General features: G+C 52.2%; 14 protein-coding genes. 4 read left to right on the top strand and 10 right to left on the bottom strand.

What is annotated here, in order from left to right:
- Positions 1-13 precede the first annotated feature (13 nt).
- From rseP to rpsB, 8 genes are all read right to left on the bottom strand, one after another.
- Complete coding sequence (gene rseP, locus SK35_RS19870; RefSeq protein ID WP_048214889.1) at positions 14-1,366, bottom strand: sigma E protease regulator RseP; 1,353 nt, start codon at positions 1,364-1,366, stop codon at positions 14-16.
- 11 nt (positions 1,367-1,377) lie between these two features.
- Entirely contained in the window at positions 1,378-2,235 is an 858-nt protein-coding gene (cdsA, locus tag SK35_RS19875) for a phosphatidate cytidylyltransferase (RefSeq protein ID WP_003829174.1), read from the bottom strand.
- A 12-nt stretch (positions 2,236-2,247) separates the two neighbouring features.
- Positions 2,248-3,006, bottom strand: a complete 759-nt coding sequence (gene ispU / locus SK35_RS19880) for a (2E,6E)-farnesyl-diphosphate-specific ditrans,polycis-undecaprenyl-diphosphate synthase (protein WP_048214890.1) — start codon at positions 3,004-3,006, stop codon at positions 2,248-2,250.
- A 187-nt stretch (positions 3,007-3,193) separates the two neighbouring features.
- Entirely contained in the window at positions 3,194-4,390 is a 1,197-nt protein-coding gene (ispC, locus tag SK35_RS19885) for a 1-deoxy-D-xylulose-5-phosphate reductoisomerase (RefSeq protein WP_003829176.1), read from the bottom strand.
- 183 nt (positions 4,391-4,573) lie between these two features.
- Entirely contained in the window at positions 4,574-5,131 is a 558-nt protein-coding gene (gene frr / locus SK35_RS19890) for a ribosome recycling factor (protein ID WP_003018547.1), read from the bottom strand.
- A gap of 139 nt (positions 5,132-5,270) precedes the next feature.
- Positions 5,271-5,996, bottom strand: a complete 726-nt coding sequence (gene pyrH, locus SK35_RS19895) for a UMP kinase (protein ID WP_003018549.1) — start codon at positions 5,994-5,996, stop codon at positions 5,271-5,273.
- Positions 5,997-6,141: 145 nt separating this feature from the next.
- Positions 6,142-6,993: a translation elongation factor Ts gene (gene tsf / locus SK35_RS19900; protein ID WP_003018551.1), complete on the bottom strand. Its 852-nt coding sequence runs from the start codon at positions 6,991-6,993 to the stop codon at positions 6,142-6,144.
- Between the two features lie 136 nt (positions 6,994-7,129).
- Positions 7,130-7,855, bottom strand: a complete 726-nt coding sequence (rpsB, locus tag SK35_RS19905; RefSeq protein ID WP_003018553.1) for a 30S ribosomal protein S2 — start codon at positions 7,853-7,855, stop codon at positions 7,130-7,132.
- A 449-nt stretch (positions 7,856-8,304) separates the two neighbouring features.
- Between rpsB and map the strand changes: the two genes are divergently transcribed.
- The 4 genes from map to SK35_RS19925 all read left to right on the top strand — a co-directional run bounded on the left by map (position 8,305) and on the right by SK35_RS19925 (position 13,237).
- Positions 8,305-9,099 carry a type I methionyl aminopeptidase gene (gene map / locus SK35_RS19910; protein ID WP_048214891.1) on the top strand — a complete coding sequence of 265 codons (795 nt, stop codon included), beginning with the start codon at positions 8,305-8,307 and terminating at the stop codon, positions 9,097-9,099.
- Positions 9,100-9,212: 113 nt separating this feature from the next.
- The gene (glnD, locus tag SK35_RS19915; protein WP_048214892.1) at positions 9,213-11,885 is read left to right on the top strand and encodes a bifunctional uridylyltransferase/uridylyl-removing protein GlnD; all 2,673 of its coding nucleotides are present in this window, start codon (positions 9,213-9,215) and stop codon (positions 11,883-11,885) included.
- Positions 11,886-11,916: 31 nt separating this feature from the next.
- On the top strand, positions 11,917-12,741 hold the full coding sequence (gene dapD, locus SK35_RS19920) for a 2,3,4,5-tetrahydropyridine-2,6-dicarboxylate N-succinyltransferase (protein ID WP_003829186.1): 825 nt from the start codon (positions 11,917-11,919) through the stop codon (positions 12,739-12,741).
- Positions 12,742-12,850: 109 nt separating this feature from the next.
- Entirely contained in the window at positions 12,851-13,237 is a 387-nt protein-coding gene (locus tag SK35_RS19925; RefSeq protein ID WP_005132126.1) for a DUF3461 family protein, read from the top strand.
- Between the two features lie 87 nt (positions 13,238-13,324).
- Here the strand turns inward: SK35_RS19925 and cdaR are convergent, their stop codons facing one another.
- Together cdaR and degP are read right to left on the bottom strand one after the other, a co-directional pair.
- Entirely contained in the window at positions 13,325-14,482 is a 1,158-nt protein-coding gene (gene cdaR, locus SK35_RS19930) for a DNA-binding transcriptional regulator CdaR (RefSeq protein ID WP_003018564.1), read from the bottom strand.
- A 148-nt stretch (positions 14,483-14,630) separates the two neighbouring features.
- Positions 14,631-16,064 (bottom strand): serine endoprotease DegP, encoded by a 1,434-nt coding sequence (gene degP / locus SK35_RS19935; RefSeq protein WP_003829191.1) that lies wholly within the window; start codon positions 16,062-16,064, stop codon positions 14,631-14,633.
- Positions 16,065-16,078 lie beyond the last annotated feature (14 nt).

Below are 16,078 nucleotides of genomic sequence, written 5' to 3' on the forward strand. Positions count from 1 at the left end.
TCCTAACACTCTCTTACAACCGAGAGAAATCATTGAAAAGTGCAAGCCCCATTAACAACACCAGCAAGATTGAGCCAATGCGATAACTAAAGTCTTGAACCCGCTCGGATACCGGACCGCCCTTCAGCTTTTCAATCGCCAGGAACAGCAGATGCCCCCCGTCAAGAACGGGCAACGGAAACAGGTTGATTATCCCTAAGTTCACGCTGATAAGCGCAAGGAACATCAGGTAATAAATAATCCCGAACTCCGCTGACATCCCAGCCCCCTGGGCGATAGAAATCGGCCCACTGAGGTTGTTCAGTTTTACATCACCGGTAATCAATTTTCCCAGCATACTGACCGTCAGCTTCATCAACTGCCACGTTTTATCCGAGGCTTCGAGGATGGCGCTGAATGGTCCATACTGGCGTACAGTCTTATACTCATCAGGCAGAGGAATAACTTTAGGCACCACGCCCGCAAACCCTTCTGCCTTACCGTTAACCTGTTTTGAATCTGGGGTTAACGTTAAAGACAAGGAACTTCCTTGTCTTTCAATATCTAGCGCTAACGGCGTATCCGGATTATCGCGCACCAGCGTCACGAACGTCATCCATTGCGTCAGCGACTGACCATTGACTTTAACGATCCTGTCGCCAGCTTGCAAACCTGCCTTACTTGCAGCGGAGTTAACCTGCACTTCTGACAGTACCGGTTCAATCTGCGGACCACGCGGACGCATGCCCAAACTAGAGACAGGATCCTCTTTGTCTGGCTCAAATGCCCAATGGCGTAAATCCAGCGTTTTGTCCTGTCGCTGGTTACTGCCAAATTGCGCCACGCTGAGGGTCGTATGCTCATCGCCAATTTTGGATACCAGTTGCAATCGCACGGCATCCCAATCAGGGGTTTCGATGCCATCAACCGCTTTTAGTTCCGTACCCGGCTGAATTTGCGCCTGTGCAGCAATCGAGTTGGGTGTTATTTCACCAATAACCGGACGAACGCCAGGGACGCCAATGATAAACACCAGCCAATAAGCAAAAATAGCAAAAAGGAAGTTTGCAATCGGACCTGCGGCGATAATAGCAGCACGTTGTCCAACCGTTTTATTGTTGAAGGCGTAATGGCGCAATTCCGGTGCGACCGGTTCAGCGCGCTCATCCAGCATTTTGACGTAACCGCCGAGGGGAATCATGGCGATGACGTATTCCGTACCTGATTTATCGGTACGCCGCCAAAGCGCTTTTCCAAAGCCAATGGAAAAGCGTTCGACGCTGACTCCGCAGCGCCGCGCAACCCAGAAATGACCAAATTCATGCACGGTGATAAGCACACCAAGTGCGATGATGAATGCAGCCAAATTCCAGAGAATACTCAGCATAAGACCATCCGTTAGAGCGTCCTGAACACCAGTAACAACAGGCAGGCAAAGACCGGTACCGCAGCCGTCAGGCTATCAATACGATCCAGAATACCGCCGTGTCCTGGAATTAAGTGACCACTGTCCTTAATACCTGCTTCACGCTTAAACATACTCTCGGTCAGGTCACCCAGCACGGAGGCCAGGGCTGCAACGATGGAGCAAATGAGCAAGGTGACAGGCGCAACTTCAAGATTCGCCCACATGCCATAACCCCATGAGATCACGGCCGCAGTGGCGAGTCCGCCAATAAAACCCTGCCAGGTTTTACCAGGAGAAACCTTCGGTGCCAGCTTATGTTTGCCAAACAGCTTACCAAACATATACGCACCAGAGTCCGCTCCCCAAACGAGGATCATGACATACAGCAGCCATAGCGCGCCACTATAATGATTCTCATCATAGTGCCATGCACGTAGCGCCAGCATTCCCCAAAAGAACGGGACAATGGTTAACACGCCGAAAATTATGCGTAATGTTTTGGAATTACGCCAGACCGACGCAGAACCTGGGTAAAACAATACCAGTAACAGCGCTACGACCCACCAGCCCAGCGACGCCCACAGCGATACTTCAACCAGCGGTTGATGGATATCGCGATGGTATTCTGGCAGCAAAAATAGCATCAGTGCCAGCAATAGCCCGCACAAAACCGCCAGCCAGACTCGCTGCGTACGCGTGGTAAAACCGCTTAACTGTCCCCACTCCCAGGCGGCCAACATACAGACGACCAACGTAACAATGGCGAACCCCACCGGCGGCAGCAAAAACAGCGCCGCGATGACAACGGGTATTAAAACAAAAGCAGAAATCAGGCGATACTTCAGCAAAAGCGACCCCCATCAGGCTTTTTCATCACCGGGTTCGGTGCCGCCGAAACGACGCTCACGATTAGCAAAGGCATGCAGCGCACCTTCAAAGTCTTGTTCATCGAAATCGGGCCAGAGAACATCGGTAAAGTAAAGTTCGGCGTAGGCAATTTGCCACAACAGAAAATTACTAATTCGGTGCTCTCCCCCAGTCCTTATCACTAAATCCACAGGAGCCAGCTCATGCATACAAATTTGCTGCCCAAGCATCTCTTCATCGATTTGCTCAGGATGCAGCGCACCGTCCTGCACCTGTTGTGCCAGTTGCCTGACTCCCTGGACAATATCCCACCGTCCACCGTAATTCGCTGCAATATTCAGCGTCAACCCGGTATTCTGGGCGGTAATCGCTTCTGATTTGCGAATCCGTTCTTGCAAACGTGAGTTAAATCGACTGATATCCCCGATAATACGCAGGCGTACGTTATGGCGATGTAGGTTTTTCACTTCGCTATCAAGTGCCCACACAAACAGTTCCATTAACGCGCTCACTTCCTGCGCAGGTCGGTTCCAGTTCTCACTGCTAAAGGCATACAGCGTTAACGCATCAATACCGTTATTTGCAGCAAAAGAGACAGCCCGGCGGACGGATTTTGCTCCAGCCTTATGCCCAAAGGCGCGAATCTTCCCTTGCTTTTTCGCCCAGCGGCCATTGCCATCCATGATAATTGCGACATGGCGACAACCATGTGCTGGCAAATTTTCGCTTAATGGTTTAGTTGCAGACAACATAACGCGTTATTAGTCCCTGAAAGGATTTACGGTACTCAGGAATACTGAAGCCTATCCACAAAAAAGCCGTGTCAAACCACGGCTTACCCGACCGAAAAAAAGCAAATACCCGCGATCGGGTGGCGCAGACTATATCACTGAAGCCCAACGCTAACAAATAGCACGATTCTCCGTAGAGGGATTATCATCAGCTTGAGAGTCGCATCACTTCTTTTCTGGCGACTTCCCGCGCGATGGCATCGACCTTCAACACGTCGTCAACGCTCTGCGGTTCCTGCAAATCCATCTTATCCAGTACAGATAAATTGAGATCGGCAATATCGGTAAATCGGATCTGCTGCGCCAGGAATGCGGCAACGGTAATTTCATTCGCGGCATTGAGTGCGGTCGTCGCCGCCTGACCTTGCTCAAACGCGTCCATCGCCAGTTTCAGGCACGGATAACGCTGGTAATCAGGTGCGGAAAACGTCAACGCACTGAGTTTGCAAAAGTCGACAGGCTTAACACCGGACGTCACACGTTCTGGCCATGCCATCGTATGGGCAATAGGTGTACGCATATCAGGTTCACCCAACTGCGCCAGAACACTACCATCCTGATAACGGACCATCGAATGAATAACCGACTGCGGGTGAATCAGCACTTCCATCTGGCTTGCACTGGCATTAAATAACCAACGCGCTTCAATGTATTCCAGACCTTTGTTCATCATGGTGGCGGAATCGACAGAGATTTTTCGTCCCATCGACCAATTCGGATGACGGCATGCCTGATCGGGGGTCATAGAGACCAGATCGCGCAATGGCGTTTCACGGAATGGGCCACCAGACCCGGTAAGCAGAACTGACATGACGCCGTTTTGCTCAAGGTCAGCGTATCCCAGATTGTGTTGGATTGGTTGCGGTAAACTCTGAAAAATCGCGTTATGCTCGCTATCTACCGGCAAAAGCTGCGCTTTGTGGCGTTTCACGTCGTCCATAAACAGACGGCCGCAGGTCACCAGCGATTCTTTATTCGCCAGCAAAATGCTTTTGCTCGCACGAATTGCCGCCAGCGTCGGCAGCAAACCCGCTGCGCCGACAATCGCCGCCATGACCTGATCAACATCATCCAGCGCAGCCATATCACAGGCAGCCTGCTGCCCGCTCATCACCTCGGTACGGCTACCCTGTGCCAAAAGAGCAGCTTTTACCTGTGCCGCGCTTTTTTCATCATCCATTACCGCATAGCGAGGTGCAAACTCCAGGCATTGCTCTACCATACGGGCAACATTTTTACCCGCCACCAACGCAGCAACACGAAATTTTTCCGGGTTATGGCGTACTACATCCAGCGTACTGCAACCAATGGAACCGGTTGATCCCAGGATGGTTAATTGCTTCATCGGACATCCAGAAGAATTTTACTCGTCATACTTCAAGTTGCATGTACGTTGGCTTTACTCGGCCTTTGGCGTCACCGCCTTCCTGCAACTTGAATTATTTAGAGTATGTAGACAGAAAAAAGCAAAACGCCGCCATCCAGCCTTCTCAGGCCTTCTAAGCGGCGTTTTTAGCGTACAGGCGAATCAGAACTGCATCAGTTCTGCTTCTTTCTCTGCCAGCGCCGCATCAACTTTCTTGATTGCTGCGTCAGTCAGTTTCTGTACGTCGTCCTGAGAACGGCGATCGTCATCTTCGCTGATCTCTTTTTCTTTCAACAACGCTTTCACTTTGTCGTTTGCATCGCGGCGTACGTTACGTACCGCAACACGCGCGCCTTCAGCTTCACCACGTACGATCTTGGTCAGATCTTTACGACGTTCTTCGGTCAGCGGCGGCAGCGGAACGCGGATGTCAGAGCCCGCAGAGCTTGGATTCAGACCGAGGTCGGAAGCCATGATTGCTTTCTCAACGGCTGGACCCATAGAACGGTCAAATACGTTGATTTTCAGGGTACGGGAATCTTCAACCGTTACGCTTGCCAGCTGGCGCAGCGGAGTCGGCGTGCCGTAATATTCCACGACAATACCATCCAGCAGGCTAGGAGAAGCACGACCCGTGCGAATTTTGCTGATTTGGTTTTTGAATGCTTCGACGCATTTGTCCATGCGTACTTCAGCATCTTTTCTGATATCGTTGATCACGTTACGAATCCTTGAAAGCTTGTTTCAGTCAGACCATACCCGCCACGCAAGATGTGACAAGTATAGTCTTGATTAATTTTGAGGGACGTATCCCGCGACATTAAAGCGGAATATTACCTGCATTTAGCCGCAACGGGAATTATTCCGTGATTAACGTGCCTTCTTTTTCACCCATAACAACACGGCGCAGTGCACCTGGTTTGTTCATGTTAAAGACACGAATCGGTAATTTGTGGTCACGAGCCAGCGTGAACGCGGCAAGATCCATTACTTTCAGCTCTTTATCCAGTACTTCAGTGTAGGTCAACTGTTCGTACATAGTCGCCGTTGGATCTTTAGCCGGGTCGGCAGTAAATACGCCATCGACTTTGGTGGCTTTCAGAACCACATCCGCTTCAATTTCAATACCGCGCAGGCAGGCTGCAGAATCGGTGGTGAAGAACGGATTGCCGGTACCCGCAGACAAAATAACAACGCGGTTGTTACGCAGCAGGCTGATAGCTTCGGCCCAGCTGTAGTTATCACACACGCCGTTCAGAGGAATTGCGGACATCAAGCGAGCGTTCACATAGGCGCGGTGAAGCGCATCGCGCATCGCCAGACCGTTCATTACGGTGGCTAACATGCCCATGTGGTCGCCCACAACGCGGTTCATCCCCGCTTTCGCCAGACCAGCGCCACGGAACAGGTTACCACCACCAATCACTACGCCAACCTGAATACCCAGCTCAACCAGCTCTTTGATTTCCTGAGCCATGCGGTCGAGGATGCTTGCATCAATACCGAAGCCTTCTGAACCTTGCAGAGCTTCGCCACTTAACTTAAGCAGAATACGTTTGTAGACGGGTTTTGCATTGGTAGCCATGTTTCTTTCCTGAGACTGTCAACGAATGAGATGAGTTAATTCCAGCGACATTGTATGTCGCTTTTCAGCATGACCACTATAGCGGTTCGCTGAATTTACAAGCCAGACACAAAAAGAAGCCGCCCTCAGGCGGCTCCTTTAAAAATTAAGACTGCTTGGACATCGCAGCAACTTCTGCTGCAAAGTCAGTCTCAACTTTCTCGATGCCTTCACCCACTTCAAAGCGGATGAAACCAGTTACGTCAGCGTTATGCTCTTTCAGCAGCTGACCAACAGATTTGCTCGGTTCCATGACGAAAGGCTGACCGGTCAGAGAAACTTCGCCGGTGAATTTCTTCATGCGGCCTTCAACCATTTTCTCTGCGATTTCTTTCGGCTTGCCAGACTGCATAGCGATGTCCAGCTGAACCTGGTATTCTTTTTCTACCACTTCAGCGGAAACGTCTTCCGGCTTAACGAATTCTGGTTTGCTTGCAGCAACGTGCATTGCCAGCTGTTTAACCAGTTCTTCGTCAGCGCCAGTTGCAGCAACCAGAACACCGATACGAGCACCGTGCTGGTAGTTACCCAGAACTTCGCCTTCCAGGGAAGCAACGCGACGGATGTTGATGTTCTCACCGATTTTAGCAACCAGAGCAACACGTTCTTCTTCGAACTGTGCTTTCAGAACTTCAACATCAGTGATTTTGCCAGCAACGGCAGCGTCCAGTACTTTGTCAGCAAATGCCTGGAAACCAGCATCTTTAGCAACGAAGTCAGTCTGGCAGTTAACTTCCAGAATGAAAGCGATGTTGCCGTCGATTTTGGTTTTGATTACGCCGTCAGCAGCAACGTTGCCTGCTTTTTTCGCCGCTTTGATTGCACCGGACTTACGCATGTTTTCGATTGCCAGCTCGATGTCGCCATTAGCTTCAGTCAGTGCTTTTTTGCAATCCATCATGCCTGCGCCAGTACGCTCACGCAGCTCTTTTACCAGGGATGCGGTAATTTCAGCCATTCTAAAATCCTCGGAAGATTTGATCTGCCCGGCATGAAACCGCACAGATTTAAAAGTGAAAAAGGGGGCCATATACAGGCCCCCTAACCAAACGTGATACTACCTGGTCTATAAGGGCTCTAACGAGCGTGCCTTATTATTCAGCTTCTACGAAGCTTTCTTCCGCCTGGGAAGCCAGATCCTGAGAACGGCCTTCACGAACGGTAGTAGCTACAGCGCCCAGGTACAGGGTCACAGCACGGATTGCGTCGTCGTTACCCGGGATAACGAAGTCAACACCGTCCGGATCAGAGTTGGTATCAACGATAGCAAATACTGGGATACCCAGGTTGTTTGCTTCTTTGATAGCAATGTGCTCGTGGTCAGCATCGATTACGAACAGAGCGTCCGGCAGACCGCCCATGTCTTTGATACCGCCCAGGCTGTTTTCCAGTTTCTCAAGCTCACGAGTACGCATCAGCGCTTCTTTCTTGGTCAGCTTTTCGAAAGTACCGTCCTGAGACTGAGTTTCCAGATCTTTCAGACGTTTGATAGACTGACGAACGGTTTTCCAGTTAGTCAGCATACCGCCCAGCCAGCGATGGTTCACGAAGAACTGGTCGCAGCTGTTAGCAGCTTCTTTCACCGCTTCGCTTGCAGCGCGTTTAGTACCAACGAAAAGGATTTTACCTTTACGAGCAGAGATCTTGTTCAGTTCAGCCAGAGCTTCGTTGAACATCGGTACAGTTTTCTCAAGGTTGATGATGTGAACTTTGTTACGCGCACCGAAGATGAACGGCTTCATTTTCGGGTTCCAGTAACGGGTCTGGTGACCGAAGTGAACACCAGCCTTGAGCATGTCGCGCATGGAAACAGTTGCCATGATTAAAACCTCTATATATAAAAGTTGGGGTTAAGCCTCCACGCATCCCATATTACCGACCCCAAAGGGCACCCCGGAATATGTGCCGATACGTGTGTGTTGTTACACAAAGTGAGATTTGTCGCTCCCGTCCATCGTGTGTAGTCTTCGAATGGATCGGAAGTCCGGCGCGCTTTATACCACAAATACGCCACCGACACCAATAATTGTTGGCGGTCTGTGCTGAATGAACGATGAATTTCGTGTTACAGGAAGGCGGCAAATTTTTGAATCCCCGGGAGCTTACAACCAGTAAGTGACTGGGGTGAAAAAATGTAGCCAACGCATCTGTGGCACGAAAGGCGAAGTTCAGAATGATTCTCAATTTGGCAGCATGTATGCGGGACTGATACCATTGGCAGCACTTAAACAATTATTGCCGATATCATCGGCACTGATGGACAGAATTTATGGCTATCTCAATCAAGACCCCTGAAGAAATCGAAAAAATGCGCGTCGCTGGCCGCCTGGCCGCTGATGTACTGGAAATGATCGAACCGTTTGTTAAACCGGGCGTCAGCACCGGCGAGCTGGATCGCCTCTGTAATGACTACATCGTGAATGAGCAGCAGGCCATTTCCGCCTGCCTGGGCTATCACGGCTATCCGAAATCCGTATGTATCTCTATTAATGAAGTGGTGTGTCACGGGATCCCGGACGACGCGAAGCACCTGAAAGATGGTGATATCGTTAACATCGACGTGACCGTGATTAAAGACGAATTCCACGGCGATACCTCTAAAATGTTTATCGTCGGCAAGCCCACCATTCTTGGCGAACGTCTGTGCCGTGTAACGCAGGAAAGCCTGTATCTGGCGCTGCGGATGGTTAAACCGGGCATTCGCCTGCGCACGCTGGGCGCTGCAATTCAGAAATACGCGGAAGGCGAAGGTTTCTCTGTTGTTCGTGAATACTGCGGTCACGGTATCGGTCGCGGCTTCCATGAAGAGCCACAGGTTCTGCACTACGATGCAGACGACGGTGGTGTGGTACTGCAGCCTGGCATGACGTTCACCATAGAACCGATGCTGAATGCCGGTGATTACCGCATCCGCACCATGAAAGACGGCTGGACGGTGAAAACCAAAGACCGGAGCTTGTCTGCACAGTACGAGCATACTATTGTAGTGACGGAAAACGGCTGTGAAATTCTGACGTTACGCAAGGATGACACTATCCCAGCGATCATCACACACGGCGAATAATGTTTTGCCTGATGGCGATGCATTCGCATCTTATCAGGCCTACAAATTGTACTACTTAGTAGGCCGGATAAGGCGTTCACGCCATCATCTGGCTTTTTAATGGGTGGCGCATAATGAATACTCTTCCTGAACAGCACGCAAATACTGCCCTCCCCACCCTGCCTGGCCAACCGCAAAACCCAGGGACATGGCCACAGCAAGATCTCAACTGCTCCGGCATTAAAGCGCATATCGACACCTTCCAGAACTGGTTAGGCGAAGCGTTTGACAGTGGAATTTCCGCAGAACAGCTCATTGAGGCCCGCACCGAATTTATTGACCAACTGCTACAGCGTTTGTGGATAGAAGCTGGGTTCGGGCAAATAGCCGATCTGGCGCTGGTTGCCGTTGGTGGCTACGGACGAGGCGAATTGCACCCGCTTTCCGATATTGACCTGCTGATCCTGAGTCGTAAAAAGCTGCCTGATGCGCAGGCCGAGAAAGTCGGTGAGCTGTTAACGCTGCTATGGGACGTGAGGCTGGAGGTTGGGCATAGCGTGCGTACGCTGGAAGAGTGTCTGCTGGAAGGATTGTCAGATTTAACCGTCGCCACCAACCTGATTGAAACTCGCCTGCTGATCGGCGATGTGGCGCTGTTTCTGGAGCTGCAAAAGCATATTTTTAGCGAAGGTTTCTGGCCTTCCGACAAGTTTTACGCCGCTAAAGTGGAAGAGCAGAATCAGCGCCATCAGCGCTATCACGGCACTAGCTACAACCTGGAGCCGGATATCAAAAGCAGTCCCGGCGGCCTGCGCGATATCCATACCCTGCAATGGGTGGCCCGCCGCCATTTTGGCGCCACCTCACTGGACGAAATGGTCGGCTTCGGCTTTTTGACACTGGCTGAACGCGCCGAGCTGAATGAATGTTTGCATATCCTGTGGCGGATTCGCTTCGCCCTGCATCTGGTCGTTAGTCGTTACGACAACCGCCTGCTGTTTGACCGCCAGCTCAGCGTGGCGCAACGGCTAAACTACGGCGGCGAAGGCAACGAGCCTATCGAGCGGATGATGAAAGACTATTTCCGCGTCACCCGACGGGTCAGCGAACTGAATCACATGCTGTTGCAACTGTTCGACGAGGCGATCCTCGCCATGCCCGCCGATGAAAAACCGCGCCCGATTGATGACGACTTCCAACTGCGCGGCACGTTGATCGATCTGCGCAACGACGATCTGTTTATCCGCAAACCAGAAGCGATACTGCGGATGTTTTACATCATGGTGCGTAACAGCGCGATCAGCGGGATTTACTCCACCACGCTGCGCCATTTGCGTCATGCCCGCCGTCATTTAACGCAGCCGCTGTGCTACATCCCGGAAGCGCGATCGCTGTTTCTCAGCATGTTACGCCATCCGGGCGCGGTGAGCCGCGGTCTGCTGCCGATGCATCGCCACAGCGTGTTGTGGGCCTATATGCCGCAATGGTCGCATATTGTCGGCCAAATGCAGTTTGACCTGTTTCATGCCTATACGGTGGATGAACACACCATCCGCGTAATGCTCAAGCTGGAAAGTTTTGCTAACGAAGAGACCCGTCAGCGCCATCCGCTGTGTGTGGATCTATGGCCGCGTCTGCGACAGCCGGAGTTGATTCTGATTGCCGCGCTGTTCCACGATATCGCCAAAGGTCGCGGCGGCGATCACTCGGTACTCGGCGCTCAGGATGTGCTCAAGTTCGCCGAACTGCACGGCCTGAATTCCCGCGAAACGCAGCTGATCGTGTGGCTGGTGCGCCAGCATTTGCTGATGTCGGTGACCGCTCAGCGCCGCGATATTCAGGATCCCGAAGTAATTAAGCAATTCGCCGAAGAGGTACAAACGGAACACCGTCTGCGCTTTTTGGTGTGTCTGACCGTCGCGGATATTTGCGCCACCAACGAAACGCTGTGGAATAGCTGGAAGCAAAGCCTGCTACGCGAGCTGTACTTCGCAACGGAAAAACAACTCCGTCGTGGCATGCAAAATACGCCGGATATGCGTGAGCGTGTACGCCATCATCAGCTTCAGGCGCTGGCGCTACTGCGAATGGACAGCATTGATGAAGAAGCGTTGCACCACATCTGGTCACGCTGTCGCGCCAACTACTTCGTGCGTCACAGCCCAAATCAGCTGGCCTGGCATGCGCGCCATCTGCTGCAACACGATCTCAGCAAGCCGCTGATCCTGCTCAGCCCACAGGCCACGCGCGGCGGGACAGAAATTTTCATCTGGAGCCCTGACCGCCCTTACCTGTTTGCCGCCGTCTGCGCCGAACTGGACAGGCGTAATCTTAGCGTCCACGATGCGCAGATTTTCACTACCCGCGATGGGATGGCGATGGATACGTTCATCGTGCTGGAACCGGACGGCAGCCCGCTGTCTTCAGACCGACATGAAGCGATCCGTTTTGGACTGGAACAGGCCATCACGCAGCGCAGTTGGCAGCCACCGCAACCGCGTCGCCAGCCGGCAAAATTACGCCACTTTACCGTCGATACTGAGGTCACCTTTTTGCCGACCCATACCGACCGAAAATCATTCCTGGAGCTTATCGCTCTCGACCAGCCCGGCCTGCTGGCGCGGGTCGGGCAGATTTTTGCCGATCTGGGAATTTCGCTGCATGGCGCCCGAATTACAACCATTGGCGAGCGAGTAGAAGATTTATTCATAATCGCCACCGCCGACCGGCGCGCCCTTAATAATGAGCTGCAGCAGGAAGTGCATCAACGGTTGACAGAGGCCCTCAATCCAAACGATAAAGGGTGATGTTTTTATTTATTATGGAAAGAGTTTAACAATGCAGCAGTTACAGAACGTTATTGAGTCCGCTTTCGAGCGCCGTGCCGACATTACTCCGGCAAATGTAGATACCGTAACCCGCGAAGCGGTGAATCAGGTTATTTCTTTACTGGATTCCGGTGCACTGCGCGTCGCAGAGAAGATTGAGGGTCAGTGGGTCACGCATCAGTGGCTGAAAAAGGCGGTCCTGCTCTCTTTCCGTATTAACGATAATCAGGTCATCGAAGGTGCGGAAAGCCGTTACTTCGATAAAGTACCGATGAAATTCGCCAACTACGACGAAGCGCGCTTCCAGAAGGAAGGTTTCCGCGTGGTTCCGCCTGCGGCCGTGCGTCAGGGTGCGTTTATCGCCCGTAACACCGTGCTGATGCCATCTTACGTAAACATCGGCGCTTATGTTGATGAAGGTACGATGGTTGATACCTGGGCGACAGTCGGTTCCTGTGCGCAAATCGGTAAAAACGTACACCTGTCCGGCGGCGTTGGCATCGGCGGTGTACTGGAGCCGTTGCAGGCTAACCCAACCATCATCGAAGACAACTGCTTCATCGGCGCACGCTCTGAAGTGGTTGAAGGCGTGATCGTCGAAGAAGGTTCTGTTATCTCCATGGGCGTGTACATCGGTCAGAGCACCCGTATTTACGATCGCGAAACTGGCGAAGTACATTATGGTCGCGTTCCGGCAGGCTCCGTGGTCGTCTCCGGCAACCTGCCGTCGAAAGATGGTAAATACAGCCTGTACTGCGCGGTGATTGTGAAGAAAGTCGATGCCAAAACGCGTGGCAAAGTGGGAATCAACGAACTGTTGCGCACTATCGACTAACAGCGATTTGAAAAAGCGGGCTTAGCCCGCTTTTTTTACATCTGCGAGTGGCATAAACAAGGCTTTTCGTTAATTATTCAATGGTTATAGTGAGCTTAAGGGTACCGCTATGTATGACAATCTGAAAAGTCTGGGCATTACTAATCCTGAAGAAATCGATCGTTACAGCCTGCGGCAAGAAGCCAACAACGATATCCTGAAAATCTATTTCCAAAAGGATAAAGGCGAGTTTTTTGCCAAGAGCGTGAAGTTCAAATATCCCCGTCAGCGCAAAACGGTGGTAGCTGATGGCATCGGCCAGGGTTACAAAGAAGTGCAGGAGATCAGTCCCAACCTGCGCTATGTGATCGATGAACTGGATCAGATCTGCCAGCGCGATCGCAGCGAAGTCGATCTTAAACGCAAGATCCTTGATGATTTACGCCATCTCGAAAGCGTCGTGACCAACAAGATCAGCGAAATTGAAGCCGATCTGGAAAAACTGACGCGTAAATAACCGCACGTGAATGTATTCGTAGGCCGGGTAAGGCGAAGCCGCCACCCGGCATTTTGCCTGATAAGCGTAGCGCCATCAGGCAATTAATCAATGCTGCTCATCTAACTGTAACGCCACATACAGCAGCAGTCGGTCGTCAAAATTCCCCAGATCCAGCCCGGTCAGTTCTGAAATACGATTCAGGCGATATTCCAGCGTATTACGATGAATAAACAGTGCCTTTGAGGTCGCCAGCGGCTGGACGTTATGACGAAACCATGCCGCCAATGTCCGACGCAGCAACCCATTGTTATCCATCGCTTTCAGCCTCACCAACGGACGCGCCAGCTCATTGGCCTGCCAGCCGCCGCGCAGGCTGTCCAGCAGTACTGGCAGCATCAAATCCTGATAGAAATAGCTACGGCTTTCCGGCATCCGCTGTTTACCGACCATCATGGTGGTGCGCGCCGTACGATACGAACGGGCAATGCTACCAGGCCCGGTAAAATAGTTGCCCAGCGACACGCGAAAACGCAGCTGTCCGTTCTCTTTCATGCGGGCAATAAGCTGCTCAACGCGCTTGCGATGATCTTCAGCGTCCCAGCGGCCAAACTGATTGAGCGCCGGTTTCAGCACCACCATCTCAGTCAGGGAAACAATCGCAATCAGATTATTACGCTCTGGCGTGGTCAACGCATTCTGTAATTGCTGTAGTTCAGCCATCGCGCTGTCAACACCAAGCTGACCGCTGTCGACCTCCACTACCGCCACCACGCGCGGCTGGTTCAGATCAATGCCCAGGCGCTGGGCCCATTCCATCAGCGCTGGCGTATTCTCTTCCGCCTGAATCAGGTTCATCACCAGCTCTTCACGCAGACGGCTATCCTGCGCTAACAGATGCATCAAGCGCGACTGTTCCAGCATCATTTCGGCGGTCATGCACACTAACTCGCCGTATTTGCGCAGATGCTCCGGTTCGCCGGTAAGACCGATAACGCCAACGATTTCGCCTTCCAGACGCAGCGGCAGGTTTATCCCCTGACGCACACCGTGTAAATGCCGGGCCACCGCATCGTCAATATCGACCACCCGACCTTGCGAAAGTACCAGCAGCGCCCCTTCGTGCAATTCACCAATACGTTCGCGATCGCCGCTGCCGATTATCCGCCCACGGGCATCCATTACGTTGATATTGGTATCAATGATGCGCATGGTGCGCGCCACGATATCCTGCGCCATTTTGGTATCAAGATGCCAGCCAGCCATAAACCCCTCCTGTGAGCAGAGCTCAAGCATAGGGAAGATAATAAGCGGCGACATTGTGCAAATGCACAAAGCGGAAGGGAGAAGTATGGAGTTGTGGGAAGTATCACAAAAAGAAACCCCTTCCTGTGCAGGAAGGGGTTGAGGGAGATTACTGCATCAACAGATAGATGGAGCTGTCACCACGCTGAATGTTCAGCGCCAGTACGGCTGGTTTGCTGTCGAGGATTTTGCGCAGTTCAGCGATGTTTTTCACCGGCTGCTGGTTCGCACCGATAATCACATCCCCTTTCTTCAGGCCAATCTGTGCAGCCGGAGAATTCGGTTTCACGTCGCTTACCACGACACCTTTGTCCTGTCCTTTATTGCTCATATCGGCACCTTCAATGCCTTTAAAGATAGAGCTGGAGTCAACCTGAGTCTGGCTGCTCTGCTGCAATTCCAGGTTCACGGTGACCGGCTTACCGTCACGCAGCAGACCCAGGGTGATTTTGCTGCCAACCGGCATCGTACCGACCTGCGCACGCAGGGCGGCGAAGCTGCTAATAGGTTTGCCGTTCAGGGAGGTAATCACATCCCCAGCTTTAATCCCCGCTTTCGCTGCAGAAGAGTTCGGCATCACCTGGCTGACGAATGCGCCACGCTGGGCGTCAACTTTCATCGCTTTCGCCAGCTCAGAGCTCAGTTCGGTACCCATAATACCCAGCTCGCCGCGTTTAACCTGGCCGAACTCAACCATCTGTGAAGTCAGGTTTTTCACCATGTTGCTTGGGATCGCAAAACCGATACCGATGTTACCGCCGTCCGGCGCGAGGATCGCGGTGTTAATACCGATCAGCTCACCGTTCAGGTTGACCAGCGCACCACCGGAGTTACCCCGGTTGATCGCAGCATCCGTCTGGATAAAGTTCTCGTAGTTTTCCGCATTCAGGCCGCTACGGCCCAGTGCAGAAACGATACCGGAAGTCACCGTTTCACCGAGGCCAAACGGGTTACCAATTGCCACGGTGTAATCACCCACGCGCAGCGCATCGGAATCTGCCAGCTTAATCGCCGTCAGGTTTTTCGGATCCTGAATTTGGATCAGCGCGATATCGGAGCGCGGATCTTTACCCACGATCTTCGCGTCAAATTTACGACCATCGCTCAACTGAACTTTAATCACCGTGGCGTTATCTACCACGTGGTTATTGGTCACGACATACCCTTTCGCGGCATCAATAATTACGCCGGAACCGAGTGCCATAAATTTCTGCTGCTGGCCGCCGCCATTGTCAGCGCCCGGTGCGCCGCCCTGGCAGAACGGCGAACTCTGGAACGGAGAACCGTCCTGGCAGAACGGTGAATTATCACCGAAGAACTGCTGGAAATTACGCGGCATGCGCGGCGTATTTACCGTCGTGCTCCCCTCGACGTTAATACTTACCACCGATGGCATCACTTTTTCGAGCATCGGGGCCAGGCTTGGCATCTGTTGGGCGGTCATTGCTGAAGACGACGTCTCAGCCGCTGTAGCAGACAGGGGGGACAACGCCAAACCTAAACTCAGAGCCAGTGCACTCATTGCTAATGTGGTTTTTTTCATGTGTTTCGTTCTCG

Origin of the sequence: Citrobacter sp. MGH105 (assembly GCF_001037485.2) — a bacterium.
Lineage (GTDB): Bacteria > Pseudomonadota > Gammaproteobacteria > Enterobacterales > Enterobacteriaceae > Citrobacter > Citrobacter portucalensis.

What these genes read in the sequence shown, in the direction of transcription:
- degP (WP_003829191.1), bottom strand. Translation starts at nt 16,064, where the DNA reads ATGAAAAAAACCACATTAGCAATGAGTGCACTGGCTCTGAGTTTAGGT.
- glnD (WP_048214892.1), top strand. Translation starts at nt 9,213, where the DNA reads ATGAATACTCTTCCTGAACAGCACGCAAATACTGCCCTCCCCACCCTG.
- ispC (WP_003829176.1), bottom strand. Translation starts at nt 4,390, where the DNA reads ATGAAGCAATTAACCATCCTGGGATCAACCGGTTCCATTGGTTGCAGT.
- ispU (WP_048214890.1), bottom strand. Translation starts at nt 3,006, where the DNA reads ATGTTGTCTGCAACTAAACCATTAAGCGAAAATTTGCCAGCACATGGT.
- rpsB (WP_003018553.1), bottom strand. Translation starts at nt 7,855, where the DNA reads ATGGCAACTGTTTCCATGCGCGACATGCTCAAGGCTGGTGTTCACTTC.
- dapD (WP_003829186.1), top strand. Translation starts at nt 11,917, where the DNA reads ATGCAGCAGTTACAGAACGTTATTGAGTCCGCTTTCGAGCGCCGTGCC.
- map (WP_048214891.1), top strand. Translation starts at nt 8,305, where the DNA reads ATGGCTATCTCAATCAAGACCCCTGAAGAAATCGAAAAAATGCGCGTC.
- SK35_RS19925 (WP_005132126.1), top strand. Translation starts at nt 12,851, where the DNA reads ATGTATGACAATCTGAAAAGTCTGGGCATTACTAATCCTGAAGAAATC.
- cdaR (WP_003018564.1), bottom strand. Translation starts at nt 14,482, where the DNA reads ATGGCTGGCTGGCATCTTGATACCAAAATGGCGCAGGATATCGTGGCG.
- rseP (WP_048214889.1), bottom strand. Translation starts at nt 1,366, where the DNA reads ATGCTGAGTATTCTCTGGAATTTGGCTGCATTCATCATCGCACTTGGT.
- pyrH (WP_003018549.1), bottom strand. Translation starts at nt 5,996, where the DNA reads ATGGCTACCAATGCAAAACCCGTCTACAAACGTATTCTGCTTAAGTTA.
- tsf (WP_003018551.1), bottom strand. Translation starts at nt 6,993, where the DNA reads ATGGCTGAAATTACCGCATCCCTGGTAAAAGAGCTGCGTGAGCGTACT.